This window comes from Psychrobacillus psychrodurans, from assembly GCF_050209195.1.
Taxonomy (GTDB): Bacteria; Bacillota; Bacilli; order Bacillales_A; family Planococcaceae; genus Psychrobacillus; species Psychrobacillus psychrodurans.
Window position 1 is genome coordinate 182,690 of sequence record NZ_CP189791.1, and the last position, 18,258, is coordinate 200,947.

20 protein-coding genes are annotated in these 18,258 nt (G+C 35.1%); 10 read left to right on the forward strand and 10 right to left on the reverse strand.

Going from position 1 to position 18,258, the window contains the following annotated elements; all coding sequences use genetic code 11:
- Positions 1-210 precede the first annotated feature (210 nt).
- On the reverse strand, positions 211-651 hold the full coding sequence (locus ACQCPR_RS00925) for an NUDIX hydrolase (protein ID WP_427137933.1): 441 nt from the start codon (positions 649-651) through the stop codon (positions 211-213).
- Between the two features lie 134 nt (positions 652-785).
- Between ACQCPR_RS00925 and ACQCPR_RS00930 the strand changes: the two genes are divergently transcribed.
- The 4 genes from ACQCPR_RS00930 (at position 786) to ACQCPR_RS00945 (ending at position 3,512) form a co-directional block, all read left to right on the forward strand.
- Positions 786-1,865 (forward strand): AI-2E family transporter, encoded by a 1,080-nt coding sequence (locus ACQCPR_RS00930; protein WP_269923051.1) that lies wholly within the window; start codon positions 786-788, stop codon positions 1,863-1,865.
- Positions 1,866-1,877: 12 nt separating this feature from the next.
- Positions 1,878-2,333, forward strand: a complete 456-nt coding sequence (locus tag ACQCPR_RS00935) for a PH domain-containing protein (protein ID WP_427137934.1) — start codon at positions 1,878-1,880, stop codon at positions 2,331-2,333.
- Between the two features lie 89 nt (positions 2,334-2,422).
- A complete protein-coding gene (locus tag ACQCPR_RS00940; RefSeq protein ID WP_427137935.1) occupies positions 2,423-2,809 on the forward strand; it encodes a DnaJ family domain-containing protein in 387 nt (128 codons plus the stop codon).
- Positions 2,810-2,972: 163 nt separating this feature from the next.
- Positions 2,973-3,512 (forward strand): biotin transporter BioY, encoded by a 540-nt coding sequence (locus ACQCPR_RS00945; protein WP_427137936.1) that lies wholly within the window; start codon positions 2,973-2,975, stop codon positions 3,510-3,512.
- A gap of 98 nt (positions 3,513-3,610) precedes the next feature.
- Here ACQCPR_RS00945 and ACQCPR_RS00950 read toward each other — a convergent pair whose 3' ends face one another.
- From ACQCPR_RS00950 to ACQCPR_RS00960, 3 genes are all read right to left on the reverse strand, one after another.
- Complete coding sequence (locus ACQCPR_RS00950; protein WP_090570060.1) at positions 3,611-3,820, reverse strand: hypothetical protein; 210 nt, start codon at positions 3,818-3,820, stop codon at positions 3,611-3,613.
- On the reverse strand, positions 3,813-4,124 hold the full coding sequence (locus tag ACQCPR_RS00955) for a DUF3243 domain-containing protein (RefSeq protein WP_090570057.1): 312 nt from the start codon (positions 4,122-4,124) through the stop codon (positions 3,813-3,815). The genes ACQCPR_RS00950 and ACQCPR_RS00955 overlap by 8 nt, the downstream gene beginning before the upstream one ends.
- A gap of 79 nt (positions 4,125-4,203) precedes the next feature.
- Entirely contained in the window at positions 4,204-4,896 is a 693-nt protein-coding gene (locus tag ACQCPR_RS00960; protein ID WP_340878731.1) for a hypothetical protein, read from the reverse strand.
- Between the two features lie 706 nt (positions 4,897-5,602).
- On the opposite strand from ACQCPR_RS00960, the gene ACQCPR_RS00965 reads away from it, so the two are divergent.
- A complete protein-coding gene (locus tag ACQCPR_RS00965) occupies positions 5,603-6,799 on the forward strand; it encodes an NAD(P)-dependent malic enzyme (protein WP_269923046.1) in 1,197 nt (398 codons plus the stop codon).
- A gap of 48 nt (positions 6,800-6,847) precedes the next feature.
- Here ACQCPR_RS00965 and ACQCPR_RS00970 read toward each other — a convergent pair whose 3' ends face one another.
- The 3 genes from ACQCPR_RS00970 to ACQCPR_RS00980 are packed head-to-tail and all read right to left on the reverse strand — an operon-like array spanning position 6,848 to position 9,736.
- Complete coding sequence (locus ACQCPR_RS00970; RefSeq protein ID WP_241600396.1) at positions 6,848-7,813, reverse strand: DMT family transporter; 966 nt, start codon at positions 7,811-7,813, stop codon at positions 6,848-6,850.
- 12 nt (positions 7,814-7,825) lie between these two features.
- A complete protein-coding gene (gene pepT / locus ACQCPR_RS00975) occupies positions 7,826-9,052 on the reverse strand; it encodes a peptidase T (RefSeq protein WP_241600397.1) in 1,227 nt (408 codons plus the stop codon).
- Between the two features lie 36 nt (positions 9,053-9,088).
- Positions 9,089-9,736 carry a lysoplasmalogenase gene (locus ACQCPR_RS00980; protein ID WP_241600399.1) on the reverse strand — a complete coding sequence of 216 codons (648 nt, stop codon included), beginning with the start codon at positions 9,734-9,736 and terminating at the stop codon, positions 9,089-9,091.
- A gap of 559 nt (positions 9,737-10,295) precedes the next feature.
- Between ACQCPR_RS00980 and ACQCPR_RS00985 the strand changes: the two genes are divergently transcribed.
- A complete protein-coding gene (locus ACQCPR_RS00985; protein WP_269923045.1) occupies positions 10,296-10,559 on the forward strand; it encodes a hypothetical protein in 264 nt (87 codons plus the stop codon).
- Between the two features lie 454 nt (positions 10,560-11,013).
- Positions 11,014-11,658: a DUF6518 family protein gene (locus ACQCPR_RS00990; RefSeq protein ID WP_340878733.1), complete on the forward strand. Its 645-nt coding sequence runs from the start codon at positions 11,014-11,016 to the stop codon at positions 11,656-11,658.
- Positions 11,659-12,784: 1,126 nt separating this feature from the next.
- Here ACQCPR_RS00990 and ACQCPR_RS00995 read toward each other — a convergent pair.
- From ACQCPR_RS00995 to ACQCPR_RS01005, 3 genes are read right to left on the reverse strand one after another with little or no spacing between them, the layout of a single operon-like run.
- Entirely contained in the window at positions 12,785-13,879 is a 1,095-nt protein-coding gene (locus ACQCPR_RS00995) for a Ger(x)C family spore germination protein (protein WP_340878734.1), read from the reverse strand.
- Complete coding sequence (locus ACQCPR_RS01000) at positions 13,854-14,996, reverse strand: GerAB/ArcD/ProY family transporter (protein ID WP_241600667.1); 1,143 nt, start codon at positions 14,994-14,996, stop codon at positions 13,854-13,856. The genes ACQCPR_RS00995 and ACQCPR_RS01000 overlap by 26 nt, the downstream gene beginning before the upstream one ends.
- Positions 14,997-15,000: 4 nt before the next feature.
- Positions 15,001-16,476 (reverse strand): spore germination protein, encoded by a 1,476-nt coding sequence (locus ACQCPR_RS01005; protein ID WP_241600668.1) that lies wholly within the window; start codon positions 16,474-16,476, stop codon positions 15,001-15,003.
- 154 nt (positions 16,477-16,630) lie between these two features.
- On the opposite strand from ACQCPR_RS01005, the gene ACQCPR_RS01010 reads away from it, so the two are divergent.
- The 3 genes from ACQCPR_RS01010 (at position 16,631) to ACQCPR_RS01020 (ending at position 18,146) form a co-directional block, all read left to right on the forward strand.
- Complete coding sequence (locus ACQCPR_RS01010; protein ID WP_241600669.1) at positions 16,631-16,834, forward strand: hypothetical protein; 204 nt, start codon at positions 16,631-16,633, stop codon at positions 16,832-16,834.
- Positions 16,835-17,601: 767 nt separating this feature from the next.
- Positions 17,602-17,790, forward strand: a complete 189-nt coding sequence (locus ACQCPR_RS01015; protein ID WP_427137937.1) for a hypothetical protein — start codon at positions 17,602-17,604, stop codon at positions 17,788-17,790.
- Between the two features lie 107 nt (positions 17,791-17,897).
- On the forward strand, positions 17,898-18,146 hold the full coding sequence (locus tag ACQCPR_RS01020; protein WP_427137938.1) for a hypothetical protein: 249 nt from the start codon (positions 17,898-17,900) through the stop codon (positions 18,144-18,146).
- Positions 18,147-18,258: the final 112 nt, after the last annotated feature.

An 18,258-nucleotide genomic window follows, 5' to 3' on the forward strand; every position in this document is an offset into this window, starting at 1 on the left:
GCTATCCTACATAGGATAGCCTTTCTCCATTTACTCTATTGATCTGATACCTAATAAAATCTGAGGTGTAAACTAAAAAGAATTTTTGGGAAAATTATCCCTTTAGCAAGTAAAATGTAATCGACAGCAAGTAAATAGAGACATAGAGCAAGTAAAATTCAAAAAGGGATATCCGCTTTCTAAAAGGATAAATTTAAGGAACAGTAAAGATTAAAGCAAAGCATCCTCAATAAACGTGCGATAACTAACCATAATACCATCAGGCAATTGAGTAGGAGGGAAGAATTGAAGGCTAAGAGATTCAATTTCATCTGCTAAAATATCCCCGCTGTATTCAGATGTTTTGTAAACTGCAGAAACTGAGTAGAACTTATCTCCGTTTGGATTTTCAATATAATAGTCTGGACCAGAATATACATTGCAAAGCTGAAGTGCTCCTATATGTAGTCCAGTTTCCTCAAGTACTTCACGTATAGCTGTATCCTCGAAACTTTCGCCTAGTTCCATTAATCCGCCAGGTAGACCATAAATGCCTGGTTCCCGTTCTTGCAGTAGTACTTGCCCTTCCGCATTCAATATAAGTACATTCGAGCCTGGTAATATAAGGGGCTGATGGCCAACGTATTTTCTGATTTGCTTATAGTACTCCATATTAAATCATCCTTCCGATAACAATTTATTTAAAAGTGTACCTTAATAATGGTACGATATGTAATAAATGAAACTTTAAGCCGCTAAAACCGTACCATGTAGTAGTTATTAATAATAGAGGATGTGAGCATCACATGACAAAGAAACTATGGTTTCAAACAGGAGTAGCTATACTACTGACATTAGTTATTATTCGTATGTTCATGGAAGTCAAAGGTATTTTTTCACCACTTTTGATAATTGGACAAACGATTTTTTTACCTTTACTTATAGGTGGTGTACTTTTTTATCTATCACGTCCGCTCCTAAATTTGCTGGAGTCAGTCAAATTTCCAAGGTGGGCAAGCATTATTTCCGTGTTTGTTGTGATTGGTCTAATTGGGTGGCTATTTTATGCTCTAATTGGGCCTCATCTTACAACACAGGTGAATACATTAGTTAAAAACACACCGGAGATTGTAAAAGACGTCGAGCATTTTACAAAATATGTGCTTTCTCAAAAAGACCTTCTACCAGAGAAGTTTCAATATACGGTAAATGATGCTACAGGTAAGATTAATGATATAGCTGTTTCTGCTGGTTCTTTACTTTTCAAATTTATCCAAAATGTATTCCAAGGTATTTTCCTGCTTGTATTAGTACCGTTTTTCTTGGTATATATGTTAAAAGACCATGAAAAGTTTGCCCCTTTTGTATCTAGCTTTGTTAAAGGGGAGAAAAAGACTTGGATAAGAAAGACATTAGCGGATATCGATGATACACTCCGTTCGTATATACAGGGTCAATTATTTGTTAGTTTTTTAGTTGGACTAATGTTGTTGATTGGATATTTTGTTATTGGTTTAGAATATGCTTTATTACTAGCTATATTTGGAATGGTGATGAATGTCATCCCTTTTTTAGGTCCATATATTTCGGTTGTTCCAGCTATCATAATTGCGCTTATCCAAGAGCCAAAGCTGGCAATTTATGTAGCAATTATAATGTTAGTAGCACAGCAAATTGAAAGTAATTTTATCACGCCAAACGTAATGGGGAAATCACTAGATATTCATCCACTGACGGTTATTACAGTTATTTTGGCAGCGGGGAATATCGCTGGATTATGGGGAATTATACTAGCTATTCCTACCTATGCAGTGATTAAAGTAATTTTGAAAAACATTTATGCCCACCGGGAAGGCATAAAGGATGCAGCTACGAAATCGGTATAGGAGGGAAAAGTTATGGCGTTCCGTTCAAAAAGGGACTGGACATTTATAATTTTGCTAGTAATTGCTCTCATAATTATTGCGGTTGCAACGTTATGGCCAGTAGTATATGAGCTGTTTTTTACAAAGCACCCTGAATACCCTGCAATTTGGATAATGATTGCTCTATTTGTAGTAATTGCTGGTATGCTTCTTTGGATTTTCGTAGACATCCATTACACATTTTACGATGATTATTTGTATGTCAAAGGTGGTCCTTTTCGGAGTAAAATAAAGTATAAGGATATGACAAAGGTAAATAAATCATCCAATATATTAGTTGGATATCGTATACTTTCTTCCAAGGATGCACTAGAAATTCATTATAAACACTCGTTAATGGGGAGTGTAATAATTTCTCCCGACAATCAAGAACAGTTTGTAAAAGTATTAATAGAAAAAGCAGCACATATTAATCATGGAAAAGCATGATTGCTCAAATATACAACAGTCACTTTCGTATAGGATAATTTACAAGCGCATTCCCAGATGGAACCAATCATTCATGAAAGAGGTGCACTATGGATAATGACAGCTTCAATAAGCCAAGTAGTGATTTGATAGGAGATATTTTAAAGGAGTACACCAAAACAGGTGGTATGGATAATTTAAAGGGAGCAGGTAAGCCGATATCAGAAGAGTACTTCTCTGGTGATATCTTTCAGCACTTTCAAAAGATTGCGAAGGATGCTGGCTTTAAACCACACTGGTTAAAACTGCAGCATGAGATAAAAGATGAATTGGCTGAGATTGCCCGAAAATTTACAGTTGGTGAAAAAGAAGGTTTACAATTTAGAGTGACAAAAGTGAATGAGCGAATAATGGAGTACAACAAAGCTTGTCCACCACCTTTGCAGAAAGGAACAGTGAGATTAGAAACAATAGATAATGCTAGTAGTAGATGGTAATAATGAATGCATCACACTCCCCAGGGAAGTGTGATGCATTTTTAATGCCAGTTATAGCATCTCCCAATATTTATATTGACGTGCTTTACATTACTAACTAAAATATAAAAGAGTTTACTTTAAATCTTAATAAGTTAACTTATATTAATGAGGTGGAATACTTATGAGAAATAAACGTTTAAAAATGATGATTGTAGCCGCATTATTTGCTGCAATCATAGCTGTTGCTGCACAAATTATGATTAATATACCACCAGTACCATTTACATTAATGACGATAGCGGTAATGCTAACGGCCACCATATTAGGAGCGAAGTATGGCACACTGGCTGTAACTGTGTATGTATTAATGGGGGGAATTGGAATTCCGGTATTTGCTGGAATGAAGGGTGGATTTGGTATTATACTAGGACCAACAGGTGGATACCTTGTAGCTATAATTCCGGCTGCTCTATTTGTCGGTTGGTATTTAGATACATTTCAGTATGTAAAGATACAAGCAATTATTGCAAATATATTAGCTGTATTTATCATATTAGTACTTGGCTCAATTTGGCTAAAGGTAGCTGCTGAACTTCCTTGGGGTGCAGCTTTCAAAGGTGGAATGTTACCATTTGTCCTTCCTGACCTAGCAAAAGCAGTTGTTGCTGCACTAATAGGCATTATAATTCGCACAAGACTGGTAGCAGCAAAACTTATATAAGGTTAGAACACAGAAGCTCGTCGCATAAAAGACTTGCTCCTGCGCAAAGCTCGTCGCATAAAAAAACTTGCTCCTGCGTGGATGGAGCAAGCGTTTTTTTATTTGGGGTATCGTTCTGAACTGAGTGAACGATTTTTTGTGTGGTTGTGGTCTTTTTCATCTAGAAACTCAATATTTATATCCTCCACAGGTAGGGCATCTACCGTTTGCATGTCCTCATGCATATCAAACAAACTTTCCTTGGTGGTGCGAACACCATCGGGATTGTCGAGGAACCTTCCAGTTGCATCCTTGCGAATATTAGCCATTTTTAACCATGTTTAAAAGCATATGGCTAAGAGCTTGTTGCTGTTCTTTGTCTCCACTTTTCCATAATTGTTGAAGAACATGTTCTTCTCGATTACGCGGTTCTTCATGGTTAGCTAAATAACCAGCTACTTTTTCAGTAGCTTTAGCTAAGGTTTCATCACTAAGTCCCATTTTTTCGCCAGCTGCAACTTTTCCAGATAAGTACGATTTAAAGCTAGAAAAGTTTTTTAGAATTTCTTCTTTTTCTTCTTGACCAATACTTTCAAGTTTAGCTTCGACACGTTCATCTATATTGTTTCCCAATCTTCCTCACTCCTTTTTATTGAACTCTTCTTAGGTATGTCCAAAGAGTGAGCAAACATGCATAATTTGTTTAATATAATTATTTAATTTGTGGGCAAAAACCACATTTTTGTAATCCAGGTATATCCTTTGAAAAGCAACAAGTGGTTCTGACTGTTGTATTTATGAGCTCTGAAGGATTTTGGTCTTTTAAATAAAATTGTAAATATTCTTTTGAAGAAAACGCCTTCCAAATTGATGAATCCTTTAACAGATACCAGTCATGTCTCGCTTTTTCTTCTAACACTGGATTTTCAAAAAACATATAGTAATGCCATAGCAAGTATCCAAAAACATTTTCCCAAAGAGTAAGAGGAGAAATACTGCATGCTGAACGAAGCTGTTCAATAATAGGAGAACATTGTAGTTCCCAAATAAGCTGAATATCCACTCCACGATTTTCTTGTACATCTCGGAAGTATTCTAGAGGAATAAATGTACTAATTGTTTTATTTCCATATTCAGTCGTACCAAAAAACTGAAGCTGTTCTAACGGGCCATCCCAAATTTCATCATACATAGTCATCATGTAAAACTGCATGGAGATGAACATGCCAACTCTTCTCATAAAGTAAGAAGCTGCAACCGTTTCATTAGGTGCAGAAGAAATTAGCTTAATAGTAGGGAGCGCGTTAGCAACGTTATTACCGTGAAAAAGCGTTGTTCCATTAGCCTGAGTATAAACACTGTAGTTATTTAGTTGTTGGATTTGGTCATTCGATAAAATTGTCATACATGTAGTATACATTTTTTTATACAAATAGTTGACTTTTTAATTGAAAATGATTATCATTACCATATAGAAAGTTTCTCCTAATTGAGAAATTCTAAACAGCGACTTTTCTCCAAATTGTAGCTGATGCAAGGCACACCTTAACCCCCTCAAAGTTGAGATAGTGCATTACTATGTCGGTAGCCAAAAAGTGGTTGCCGATTTTTTTGTGCAAATTTTTACTTAAAATTTACATGAGTAAATTTCATAATTACTTGTTTCATTTAAAAATGCAATGTTTACTTAATATCGCAATGATCCCGTGTATTGGAGTGGCAGGCGGCGACTCCAGCGGGAACAGCCCTTGCTGAAAGCTCGCAGGAAAGATTTGTTTGACCAATGTCTTTGCGACGAGTAACCGCAGGAGCATATGTTTTCGTAGTTACGAGGAGATTGAAGCCGTGCCCACCGAAAGCTAAAATTAGCGTTGTTTGGATTTAACAATATAATATTTTTTATGAATTTGATTATTGATTCTCATCTAAAAATTAAACTTTATTTTCCAATAAAATATAATCATAGGAATTTATTTGTGAAGATATTCACTAAGTATTAACCATTGACATCCAGTTTAAGAATATCTATAATTTTCAGAATATAAAGATTGTTGAGTGGAAACTCTAATAATCCTTATCAAAGGGGAAAATATGAAAGGGATGGTGTGAAGATGGATTTGAAATCAAGAGCGCTACGATTGCATCGTGAAAGTAAGGGAAAGATGGAGGTTGTCTTTAAAGTTCCAATGGATAGCATGGAGGATTTAAGTTTGGCCTACTCACCAGGTGTTGCAGAACCGTGTATTGAAATTCATAACAATCCATCCACTATTTACGATTATACTGCAAAAGGGAATTTAGTTGCTGTAGTAACTGATGGTACTGCCGTATTAGGACTCGGTGATATTGGGCCAGGAGCTGCTTTACCTGTCATGGAAGGAAAAGCAATATTATTAAAAAGGTTTGCTGGGGTTGACGCGTTTCCGATTTGTTTGGACACAAAAAATGTAGATGAAATAGTCCAGATCGTAAAAGCACTTAGTCCAACTTTTGGTGCTATAAACTTAGAAGACATCTCGGCTCCACGTTGTTTTGAAATAGAAGATCGACTTCGCATGGAGCTAGATATACCTGTATTTCATGATGATCAACACGGGACAGCGATTGTCGTAGGTGCTGGGCTTAAAAATGCGATGAAACTAGTAAATAAAACAAATAATAATGTTAAAGTTGTGATTAATGGAGCTGGTGCTGCGGGAATGGCAATTCTAAAAGTGCTTCTTCAGTTAGGATATACTAATATTATTATGTGTGATTCAACAGGAATTATTTATGAAGGTCGAGAACGAGGCATGAATCCTGTTAAACAATCGATTGCAAATTTAACAAATCCACTTGGTTTAACTGGTTCGCTAAAAGATGCGATGGATAAATCGGATATATTTATCGGTGTATCCGTAGCTAATCTACTTACAAAAGATCTAGTTCAATCAATGAATAACGACTCCATTATTTTCGCTCTTGCCAATCCTACTCCGGAAGTTTCATATGAACTTGCAAAAGAATGGGGAGTTAGAGTGATAGCTACTGGGCGCTCTGATTATCCAAACCAAGTAAATAATGTGTTGGCTTTCCCAGGGATATTCAGAGGAGCACTAGATGTAAGAGCAACGGATATTAATGAGCGTATGAAGTTAGCTGCTGTCGAGGCAATTGCATCGCTAGTTGATGAAAACGAACTTAGAGATGACTACATCATTCCAAGAGCTTTAGATGAGAGAGTGGTTCAAGTAGTGGCTGCAGCAGTAAGTGAAGCAGCAATTTCTTCGGGAGTGTCTCTACTTTATCAGCCGGTGTTAAAGGGCTAATTTAAAATGGAGTGTCGCTAATTTTCACGGCACTCCACTTTATCTTTTCTATTGCCCTGTTTTTGTTTGTACAGTTAGAGCTTTTGCATTTAATATTTTCGTGTAGTAACTATGCAAGAACATACCTAAAATAATAATTCCGAGTCCTATAAGAGCAATTGGTGTTGGTAGAGGCACATGCAATAAGAACATTTCACCAATAATAACGAAAATGATTTCAGTTGACTGTGTTGCTTCTACGGCTGCTAATTTACCTTGATGATCTCGAACCCGATCGGTTGCCATGAAGAACAATATAGTAGCTATAACTCCCGAGCTAATAGCTACAATAAAGGATTGAAATACTTGACCTGAAGATGGTAAGCCTACAGTGAATACAGCGTAAATCGCCAGTAAAATCCAAGCTGGCATAGACGCTAAAGTCATTCCTAAAACGCGCTGAAATGTATCTAAACGTCCATTTAAATGTCCCATCATTTTACGATTACCCAAAGGGTAGGCGAATGCTGCAATCAGTACAGGTAAAATCCCTAAAATAAACATTTGCAAATTTACTGATTCGGTATTTGGAATTTGTATAAGGATGATACCTATTAAAATGAGGAGAGAAATAAATAGTGAGACGACTGGGATTTTTTGTTTAATGACTCTGTTTTCTACTTTCATCAAAAATAATGGTGCAAGTAGAACCCCTGCGACAATCGTGAATTGCCACATACCAGATATTAACCAACCAGGTCCATATGCTGCTGCAAAAGTGAGTGGTGCGTAAAATAATACAAAACCTACAAAGCTCCATAGTAACCAAGCGGCTGGAGCAGATTTTATTTCTTTGAAAGTAGTAGATAAACCTTTTCGATAATAAACAATGAAGAATAAAAAGGGCAACATGAAAAAATATCGAAGGGAGGAGCTCCAAATCCAGCTCCCTCCCGATATTTCCATAGAACGATTAAGTATAAAGGTAACAGCAAAAAACAAAGAAGCTAAAACTCCTAGTAATATTTCACGCATATTCACACCAACTTAAGCTTGTTTTTCAAACGATTGAATAATCCCTTTTACTACCTCGGTTGATTTTTCCATGACATCTACAGAGATGAACTCGTATTTTCCGTGATAGTTTTCTCCACCTGTAAATACGTTAGGTGTAGGCATTCCCATATAGGAAAGCTGAGAGCCATCTGTTCCACCACGGACTGGAATAATAAGTGGTTCGATATCTAGTGCAATCATCACATCTTTTGCTACATTTACAATTTCCATTACAGGTGTGATTTTTTCACCCATATTGTAATATTGATCGTTTAGTTCCACAGTTATAGCATTTTCGCCATACTCTGCTTTAATCTTCTCTGCTGTGTCTATGAACAATTGTTTTTTCGCTTCAAACTTTTCACGATTATGATCTCGAATGATATAACTAAGCTCTGTTTTTTCCGTGTCTCCAGTAAAATTCATCAAATGTATAAAACCTTCATAACCGTCCGTTTTTTCAGGAACAGCATCTATTGGCATATGAGATTGGAATTTTGTAGCCATAGTAATGGAGTTCACCATTTTGTCCTTTGCAGAACCTGGGTGAACACTTTTACCATTCGTTATAACCTTGGCACCAGCTGCGTTAAAGCTTTCAAATTGTAATTCTCCTAAAGGGCCACCATCCATTGTATAAGCGAATTTTGCTCCAAATTTTTCCACATCAAATTTATGTGGACCACGTCCGATTTCTTCGTCAGGTGTGAACGCAACACGAATTTTCCCGTGTTTTACTTCTGGATGTTGGATGAAATATTCCATTGCGGTCATGATGATAGCAATTCCGGCTTTATCGTCTGCACCAAGAAGCGTAGTTCCGTCTGTAGTTAAAAGTGTGTGACCAGCATAATTTTTTAATTCAGGGAAGTCTTGAACTGTCATGATTGTCTGTTCATTTAGGGTGATATCTTGTCCGTCATAACTGTCGATTCTCTGGGGCTTAACATTTTTTCCTGTGTAATCTGTAGCTGTATCAACATGAGCTAAGAAACCAATAGTTGGTATATCTTTGTCTGTATTAGCAGGTAAGGTTGCGAAAAGATACCCATTCTCGTCTAATGTAATTTCCTCTAATCCTACATTTGCTAATTCTTTTTGAAGCTCATGAAGTAAATCCCATTGACCTTCAGTAGATGGGCAGTTTTTACTTGAAGCATCTGATTGTGTATCTATTTTTGCGTAGCGTACTAAACGCTCGATTAAAGTTTCTTTCATGAGATTAAATCTCCTTTCGATTTGAAAAGCTACTTCTTATTTTAACAGATTCTTTCGAGATACGGAATAATGAATACTAAGAGCAAACATGAATTGCGCTCCGTAATAGGAGATCATAATAAGAGCATCAGAGAAAGGGACATCTACTATGAATTTATTGATAGCGAGTGTAGAATCCGAAAATATAAATAAAATAGCACCGATAATTGCGAACTTATTGGCAGTTTGAAAAGCATTCCATCCCATCATCAAAATAACAGCAATATAAATAATGACTGCAAATGCCAATATTGTATCTCCTTGTGACAAAAGAGTTCCTGCAAGCCAAATAACCATTACGAACCCATATGCTAGGAGTAATACAATAGCCCATTTCGGAATAGACGTTTGTTTAATTTGTTTAAATGCAAAGATATACCAAATATGACCGATTAAAAATGTGATAAGTCCGACTATAAACCAATATATTAATCCGTCAGCAAGCATACATACCGTAAGACCGATTAAAATAAGGGTCTTATATTTTCTAGATTCTCCGACGGGTTGAAGAAACGCAAACAAAATAATAAGCAGCATCGGAATAAGCTTAAAAAGAATCTTCGTTGAAACAGGGTCACCTGGTATGAAGAAAATATAAATGATTCCCATAACTCCTATTAATAACCCAATAATTTTACTCCACATAAAAACAAACACTCCCCTTTTCTTATGATTCGTTACTGGAGGTGAAACTTCCTCCACATTCTACAAATTTATATGATTAAAATACAGGTCAAATTTCAAATTAAAGAAAAACCGGGTAAAAGACGCCCGTTCCTTAAAATTAATAATGTAGATATGCCGTTGATTTCCGCTGCGAGCGGATGCTTTCCGTGGGCACGGCTTCAGCCGCTTCCCTCGCGCTGCTCAGTCCAGGGTCTTCAGCTCGTGCTGTTCCCACTGGAGTCGCCGCTCTACGCTCCAATCAACTAGATCCACTTTATATAATCGGATAATTGGGTATAAAACCACCGAAATACGTGTTTTATGTTTTAGACAATGTTAAAGGTAAAGGTTGATTTATAGTGAAATGGTATGGTGACACCTACCCTATATCTGTTAATAGTAAATTCACTTTAACTGGATATTTATGTTAAAATGAGAAAAAGTTTGTGAAGGTTTACACTTAAACTAACGCGGCAGTTTAGTTGAACAAGACATATAGGTTATTATGGTGATAAGGGGTTGTAAAGGTGGTGTCTAAATGATGTTGTTCCTTCAAGCATTTATTAGTTCAATTGTAATTCATGTAGTCTATTTTTTCGGTATGATGTTAGTCGGTTATATAAAAACAAGAAATTATAAACCAGATTTTGAAAGTGCTTGGGATAATGTAGAGACACTTCAAAGTGAAGTGGTTTTTAGTAAGGTTAATTCTCATTCTCCTTTTCTTTACCTATTCACATTTGTAGGAGTAGCTGTTTTATGCGGAATTATAATAAAACTCGTCAACTCCCATGAAAATTAAAAAATGTTCAAAATCAACAAAATTGCATAACAAAAGAGACTCAGAAATAGCTTTTTTAAAAAAAGGCTGAGCCTTTAGAGTGGAGTTATATTAAGTTGCAAGGTAAATCAAGAATCAACTCCATTCTTGTAAGAATAAAGGCAGGCTGGTGCAATAACCAGAGTAGGATTAATCTCCCATGAGTGCTACTCGTATAGAGTGCGACAGTCTGTGATGCACCGTGGTCGTCGGAGTCAGACTAACGGATGGGCTCAATGGCACCATAGTTGATCGACCTTCTTCGCCAGCCGTAGTATCCTATACCCGATTTTCACATTTTCATTCTCTGTGGTGAAGCGCTGATTTTGCGCTTCATGGATGGCTAACGGGGCAGTTTAGTTCAACAAGAAGTTACAATATGTATTGTATTCACCTAATGTAAAAATCCGAGAAACAATGTTTCGGGAGGGAATATATGGTAGACTTTTTAAATGAGATTCGTAGACCAACGAGAATATCGCTATCCAAGAAGTTTTTATATTCGGTTTTAATATTTATCGCAGGGGTTATTTTAGGCGTTGTTTCGAAGGCACTTGACACAACCCCAAGTAATTATTTACCCTATCTTCTCGAAATGTTTGATTTAAGTAACTTTTTTTCTCGTATAGGGATTTGGATTTTCCTTGCGGTAATGATATCTGTGTGTAGTAAATCGCCTGTTCAATCTGCTTTAAATGTTTTATTGTTTTTCATAGGTATGGTAGGTAGCTATTATCTATACACAGTTCTGGTAGCTGGTTTTTTTCCTAAATCTTATATGATGATTTGGATTATAATGACTTGTATTTCTCCTCTTTTTGCTCTTATATGTTGGTATGCAAAAGGGAAAGGTATAATTTCTATTTCTATTTCATCTATAATATTTGTGATTATTTCAAGACAGGCTTTCGCATTTGGGTTTTGGTATTTTGATATCCGAAATATATTGGAGTTTCTACTCTGGATTGCCACAATTTTTGTTCTATATCAGTCTCGAAAACAAATAATCAAAGTGCTTTCCATAGGGTTAATTATTTTCTTCCTTACGGCACAAACCAATTTATTCTGGGGAATGTTGTAGGTTTTTTATCTACAATTATTAAAAATATCAAAGTTTGTGAAATGTTAATCTTAAAGTAACGGGTGCTTTAGTTAAACATGACCATAGACCATCAAAAATGATGGTCTATTTTTATATACAATGTGAAATGTTACACTTAAACTAACGAAGCAGTTTAGTTGAATAAGGGATTAGCTAATTCTTCGAGAAACCAACGACTCAACTATTGAAAAATCACTATGCTACGGGAAGTTGTTGTTGTGGTACGTTAAGAAATTCCTGAAATGTATGTAGTTTTTGATATTGCTTCTTCAATTTAAAAATCAGAATTAGGGGAGAATAATTAGTTATTAAAATTAAAGTAAATCGTAGTGAATTGTAAACTAACGATGACATTGGGAATGCTGTTTTATCAGCCTATGGAGAATACATTTTTCCGACGGACGACGAGAAAAGGAACGATTTCTTAATTTTGTTTAATTATTTTTGTGATATTCAAACCTACTTAAATAGATTGACGATAATGCTTGAAAAAGTTGAAGCTCATGAATACGCAGAAATAGAAAAAAATTATATCGAGTAAATATGGAGATTATTTTTAGCGGTAGAAAATAGTAAAAGTGAAGAACCTCATTATGAAAGTTTGGAAGAGAAATTTTGCAATCTTTCTGAAAAAGCAATAGTGAATATAGAAATCTTGGCGAGGAATTAAGTGAGCGACTAAGTAATTATGCCACTGTAACTTATACGGAAATAATCGAGATAGTGAAACAATAACTTGGTGTTTGTCAAGATAGTTGTCACATATTGCTCTTTTCCTAGATTATAAATTGTTCTTCTTTCCTACTGCGCTTCGCTTGCTCGACAGGACATCTAGCAGCTATGATGTATACATAGGTATTTGACGTGACTTATTTGATCGTCATTTCTTGTAACTCTGCCGAATTTAAAATACGTGCAGTAAAAGGGAATCTTATTGTTGAAGGTCCTTCTCAAATCTTTACCGAGAATGATTTTTCATTTATAGTATTTTCTATTTGGTTTTAAGGTGGGATTTAAATCGCTTTTTTATTCTCTAATAAGCAATCTGTAGTTTTTTAAAAAGACTTAACCACTCAAGTGAGTGCGCTTTTTTCTTTTATTATAATTAACTTTTTGCGTTTGAATCCGTCAAAGGCTCAATATTAAGCTGATAATCAATCTTAATATCCATCTTCATGAATAGTTCAATCCATTTTTTTTCATCCATTGATTTTGAAAATGGTTTTAATGTATGAATGCCTAGCTGTAATGGATCTACAGTCAATTCTTGCATCTTTTTTACTAGTTCTTGTGTTTGTTTTTCAAGATTGGATTGGATTTCTTTTTTCAAGTCTTCTAAATCCTTTGGTTCAAATATTTGCTTTTCTCCCCGGTATTCTTCAATTCTTGAGTCTATATTCACGGTATAGGTCATTGTAGACAAGCTTTTATTAATATCCACTTTCGTTTTAGATCTAACATGACCTAGAACAACTTTTAATTCTGGGATCGGCAAAACAGATAAGTAGTGACCGTTGTTTAACAGCTGGAAGATGCGATCATCAAAATTTGTTATTATTTCAACTAGCTTATCATTTTGAAACAGGGCTGTACCTTCATAGCTGATTGCGTCACTTTCTATTTTGAATACAGGTAAGAAAGGATCTGAATAAGGAGTATATAACAAATTTTTAAATTCATGTAGATTAACAATACTAATATCGCCCTGATTTTTTTCCTCATAATGCTTCAGCATTCGGTAAAAGGAGTAATCAAGATTTTCTTGTTTCTCCAATTGATTTTCCAAGTATTTTTCAAAATTTCCTTTTACAATAACTAAATAAATTCTCAAAGAAATATCCGGATCATTTAATAACACATTAATAACGGACATAATCCCCTCTTTTCCGAGGTCTTCATTAATTATCAGCATTCGCATTTGCCCAGATTTCATTTCCTGGTAGAAGTTTAAATTAAAATCCATTAATCCCTCCTTCATTAAGCTTACTTCTTGCGTCATTACACTCTTTTTTTCTTTGCTTAGAGGAGGCAATATCGTACTGATTTTTATTTTACCTTCTTCCCCTTTACTAAGTGATAAAAATGTGACTGGAGCAAGCTCTTCAATAATGTTGTTTTCAGCAAAAGGGGCACATCCAGTTAACCATAATGCAATAAATATAATTGAAAAACTTTTAGCCATTTTCTTTCGTAGTCGCATGTTTATTAACCCCCTTTATCTTCATCGCTACGATAATAATAATTGGAACCATTAAATAACTTAAGCTTCCTGCTAAAATCTGAAGATTAAGTAAAATAACCTGCTTTTCATCAGCCTTCCAAATCCATTCATTCACAAGAATCATTCCAATTAAAATAATGAATACACTGAATAAAAAGCCTACTCGACTTGATGGTTTATCCACTTTCCCATTAGCTATTTTAGATGCTCCATAAAACAACAGAAGAAAAATTGAACCTGCAAAAACGATGTTAAATAATTCCAAAGAAAGCATGACCATATCAATACGTTCAATTACTGGGTTTTGAAAATAACGGGCCATAGTGACAATTGGAAATGGACTTTTGCTTAAATAATTGGAACCGAAATAGAATAAGGACGCCATATATAAGGATACATACTCTGTAACGGTTAGAGCATTCCCATAAGACAAATAACGAAATGTTTTATTATTTGTTTTAAACCACGGGCCCAAAAATACCAGAAATTCAGGCCCTGAAAATGAAGATAATATTAATAATATTCCTTTCCAGGAATCCTCACTTAATTCCATTGGAATAATCGGATACAAATCACTGAGTTGAGCTATTGGAGGAAAGAAGAAATAGGCAAAGAATAAGAACATCCAAAATGTACACAAAAATGAAATTACAACAAAACGTATAGTTTTTTCAACACCCTTCCATGCTACATACAAACAAGACAACAGTATAAAAAAGATAAGCCAATTTGAATCTGTAGCTGGAAACATAAATATTTGTATCATTTCCGAGAATCCTAACATAATCACGAAAAGTTTTAGCAGGATAAAGAATAAACCGATGAATGAGAGGAGACGTACAAGTTTTTTCCCGAATAATTGGACAAATCCGTTGTAACCCTCGCTAGAAAACCGGGTTAAAAACCATTTGGATAAAAGAAGAATGTTTAGTTGAGACAATATGCCGACCACTATAATCACCCAAATCATATATGGATGGATTAAAAATCTTGGCATAATCAAAAAAAAGTAAAGCATTTGGAGGCGATTTACCATCAACATGACATAGAACCCGTTATAGGTTTCATTCTTATTAAATAATTGAAGAGCTTCCATCAGTTCATCTCCTAGTTTGATATCTCTTCTTCTTCAGTGGTTTAAGATGTGCTGGACGCTCTTTCATTTTGACTAAAGGACCTCGAATGAATAGGTCTAGCCAATCTTTTCCATAGAAAGGGGTAACAGGGGATAAATATGGCTGCTTGAGTGAAGACAAGCCATTAAGGTGTGCTAAAATGATAATCATTGCCAGAACAATCCCTACTATCCCAAGAAACGAAGAAAATACAAGAAGAATGAGTTGAATCATTGAATTCGCCTTTGTCACAAGGTAATTAGGAACAAGAAAGGATCCGATAGTTGAAATCCCTACCATAACAATTAACACCTTACTTGCCAAACCAGCCTCAACTGCTGCTTGACCAATTACAATGCCCCCAATAACCCCAAGCGTTTGACCAGTCTTTGTTGGCATCCTTAAACTTGCTTCTTTTATAATTTCAATAAAAATCAACATGATAAACGCTTCCCAAAAAGGTGTGAACGGAAGCTTGCTCCTTGACTCCACCAAGACGAAAAGTGTTTGTAAAGGAATCATTTGATAGTGATGAGTTGTTAGTGCCACATAGAATGGGATCAATGTGATAGATAGAATAAAACTTACATATCGCATGGTGCGCAAAAAACTGGCAACTACCCATCGATTAATATAATCCTCTGGTGATTGGAACAAATGAAAAATAGTAATTGGGGCAACTAGAGCAAAAGGTGTATTATCTACCAAAATCGTAATTTTTCCTAACCCCAGAGAATAAGCAACAACATCAGGTCGGTCAGTTTGCTGAAACTGAGGAAAAATACTGTCTGGATTTTCCTCCATGAATGCAGCTACTTGAGAAGATTCAAAGAAGAGATCATAATTAATTTCCGAAATCTTCTTTTTGGCGGTTGAAACAAATTCTGGATTGGTCAGCCCTTCTATGTACAATAAGACCACATTTGTCTCACTTAAAGAACCAACGGTGAACTTCTCTGTTTTCAGTTCATGTGTTGGAAGACGTCTACGAATGAGCGTAATATTTTGTTCTAGCTGTTCACTAAAGCTGTCTTTTGCTCCTAAAAGGATGGTTTCAGTATCGGATGGTTCAATTGCACGTCCAAGTGGATTTTCTAAAGGGATAGCGAACCAAAGGTTTGACGAAGAGTCAAATAACAAGACAGATCCTTTAAACAGCTGCTTTTTTGCCTCATTAAAAGTGGAAATGGAATTTATTGTTGAGTGAACAATGCATTCCTGAATGGATTGTTTGGAACAGTTAGATAAAGGTTTTAGAATGCTTTCATTTAATCTTTCTTGGTCAATCAGAGTTCTTACGTAGATAAGATCAACATTTTGATTTTCAGAAATGTTGATTTCCACAAATTCCGCATCATCCATTTGAACGAGGGCTTTTTTTAGAGTCTCTATTGATATTTCTGATTCTGCGTTTGATTGAGAAACAGGCTTATTTTCATTTGATTGTTTTTTCCAAAACATGTACATTCCTCACTTCTATATGTAAAAAAGCATTTTTGGAAGAACGGTAAAATTCCATATTAATTCCATTGTTAGCTTTTTAAGTTTAAAATATACGAAACTAAATTAATAAGATGCAGAGGCACACCCTTACCTTCTTAACAGGAGGGATTATATGTTAAAAAGGATATTGATTATTAATGGGATACTTATAGTGGGAATAGCATCATTTAGCCTGTTGAATAAGGATGAACCAGAACCTTTATCTACTAAAGAACGAGAATTACAATTTTCTACATTGAATACGGTAACTGAAAAAAATTATGATAAATATGGGAATTTGGAATTTACAGTAAGTTCGAACTCGGAAATAGAATGAAGGTAAAAGTTAAAGAGAATAAAGAATATTTTAATTCAGTAAAAAAGGATATTGATTCCATTGCAAAAAATGTAATTAAATCCATTGTTGACATAGATATAAACACGTATTCGGAAATATAAATACTGAGTATCAAAAATCCATTACCATTCAAACTTCAATATAAGGTTCAGATAAAGATGCACATAGTTAGCAATGGAAATTGAAGAGACAGTGAATGAAATCCTACATTCTAAGGAACTAAATTCTGTATCTAATATTGACTCTTATGAAATTAAAGTATTGAATGCCAAAAGGAAATTAGTAAATTAGTCAATATATTGGCTAAACAATATTGGCACCCCTTGTTCAACTCCCATGAAAATTAAAAAATGTTCAAAATCAACAAAATTGCATAACAAAAGAGACTCAGAAATAGCTTTTTTAAAAAAAGGCTGAGCCTTTAGAGTGGAGTTATATTAAGTTGCAAGGTAAATCAAGAATCAACTCCATTCTTGTAAGAATAAAGGCAGGCTGGTGCAATAACCAGAGTAGGATTAATCTCCCATGAGTGCTACTCGTATAGAGTGCGACAGTCTGTGATGCACCGTGGTCGTCGGAGTCAGACTAACGGATGGGCTCAATGGCACCATAGTTGATCGACCTTCTTCGCCAGCCGTAGTATCCTATACCCGATTTTCACATTTTCATTCTCTGTGGTGAAGCGCTGATTTTGCGCTTCATGGATGGCTAACGGGAGCTTTACTTCAAGAAGAAGACGACATTAGATGAAAAAAATTAGGGCAATATATATTGGTGATGTCAGATTTGACCAATGTCCAGTCTTTGAACTAAATACGGAAACAAACTATTTTGAAATTATCGACAAAGAAATGAGATATGAAAAAGAAGTTGTAGAGGAAGATGATGACTTCTTGATTTTCAAAGTAGAAAATGATAAGCCTTTTTCTTATTGAACTAAAGAATGAATTTAGTTCAATAAAGGTAATACAGAAAAAAAAGAAGAATTTGTTCATATACAATATATGGTATTATTCATTTTATAGAGAAAGGAGTATTTAAAATGACAAGACGAGGTACTGGAATTGCATTTATTGCTATATCTGCTTTTTTAATATCAACGAAATATATAAGTGCTGCAATTTTTGGTTCAGGGGTTTCAAGTTGGAGTCAAGATTTATTCGATGGGATGTTAACTTATGTAGGATATACTTTAAACATTTTTAGTGTGCTCTCTCTACTTGTAGGTATTCTTTATATCGTATGGGGAGAATATGAAGAATTAAAACTTAAAAAGAGTATTAATAAATAGTCTTCTTCAACTCCCATGAAAATTAAAATCTTCGATTTATAGAAAAAGGCAATACGAAATCGGACGCAGCTCAATAATTTTTAAAAAAAGTGCAGCGCCTAAATGAGAATTA

Excerpts from the sequence above, each read along its gene's own strand:
- ACQCPR_RS00990 (WP_340878733.1), top strand. The coding sequence starts at position 11,014 with ATGGTAGACTTTTTAAATGAGATTCGTAGACCAACGAGAATATCGCTA.
- ACQCPR_RS00985 (WP_269923045.1), top strand. The coding sequence starts at position 10,296 with ATGATGTTGTTCCTTCAAGCATTTATTAGTTCAATTGTAATTCATGTA.
- ACQCPR_RS00940 (WP_427137935.1), top strand. The coding sequence starts at position 2,423 with ATGGATAATGACAGCTTCAATAAGCCAAGTAGTGATTTGATAGGAGAT.
- ACQCPR_RS01000 (WP_241600667.1), bottom strand. The coding sequence starts at position 14,996 with ATGGAAGCTCTTCAATTATTTAATAAGAATGAAACCTATAACGGGTTC.
- ACQCPR_RS00970 (WP_241600396.1), bottom strand. The coding sequence starts at position 7,813 with ATGCGTGAAATATTACTAGGAGTTTTAGCTTCTTTGTTTTTTGCTGTT.
- ACQCPR_RS01015 (WP_427137937.1), top strand. The coding sequence starts at position 17,602 with ATGAAAAAAATTAGGGCAATATATATTGGTGATGTCAGATTTGACCAA.
- ACQCPR_RS00980 (WP_241600399.1), bottom strand. The coding sequence starts at position 9,736 with ATGTGGAGTAAAATTATTGGGTTATTAATAGGAGTTATGGGAATCATT.
- ACQCPR_RS00935 (WP_427137934.1), top strand. The coding sequence starts at position 1,878 with ATGGCGTTCCGTTCAAAAAGGGACTGGACATTTATAATTTTGCTAGTA.
- ACQCPR_RS00995 (WP_340878734.1), bottom strand. The coding sequence starts at position 13,879 with ATGCGACTACGAAAGAAAATGGCTAAAAGTTTTTCAATTATATTTATT.
- ACQCPR_RS00925 (WP_427137933.1), bottom strand. The coding sequence starts at position 651 with ATGGAGTACTATAAGCAAATCAGAAAATACGTTGGCCATCAGCCCCTT.
- ACQCPR_RS00950 (WP_090570060.1), bottom strand. The coding sequence starts at position 3,820 with ATGGCTAATATTCGCAAGGATGCAACTGGAAGGTTCCTCGACAATCCC.
- ACQCPR_RS01020 (WP_427137938.1), top strand. The coding sequence starts at position 17,898 with ATGACAAGACGAGGTACTGGAATTGCATTTATTGCTATATCTGCTTTT.
- ACQCPR_RS00945 (WP_427137936.1), top strand. The coding sequence starts at position 2,973 with ATGAGAAATAAACGTTTAAAAATGATGATTGTAGCCGCATTATTTGCT.
- ACQCPR_RS00965 (WP_269923046.1), top strand. The coding sequence starts at position 5,603 with ATGGATTTGAAATCAAGAGCGCTACGATTGCATCGTGAAAGTAAGGGA.
- ACQCPR_RS00930 (WP_269923051.1), top strand. The coding sequence starts at position 786 with ATGACAAAGAAACTATGGTTTCAAACAGGAGTAGCTATACTACTGACA.
- ACQCPR_RS00960 (WP_340878731.1), bottom strand. The coding sequence starts at position 4,896 with ATGACAATTTTATCGAATGACCAAATCCAACAACTAAATAACTACAGT.
- pepT (WP_241600397.1), bottom strand. The coding sequence starts at position 9,052 with ATGAAAGAAACTTTAATCGAGCGTTTAGTACGCTACGCAAAAATAGAT.
- ACQCPR_RS01010 (WP_241600669.1), top strand. The coding sequence starts at position 16,631 with ATGTTAAAAAGGATATTGATTATTAATGGGATACTTATAGTGGGAATA.
- ACQCPR_RS01005 (WP_241600668.1), bottom strand. The coding sequence starts at position 16,476 with ATGTTTTGGAAAAAACAATCAAATGAAAATAAGCCTGTTTCTCAATCA.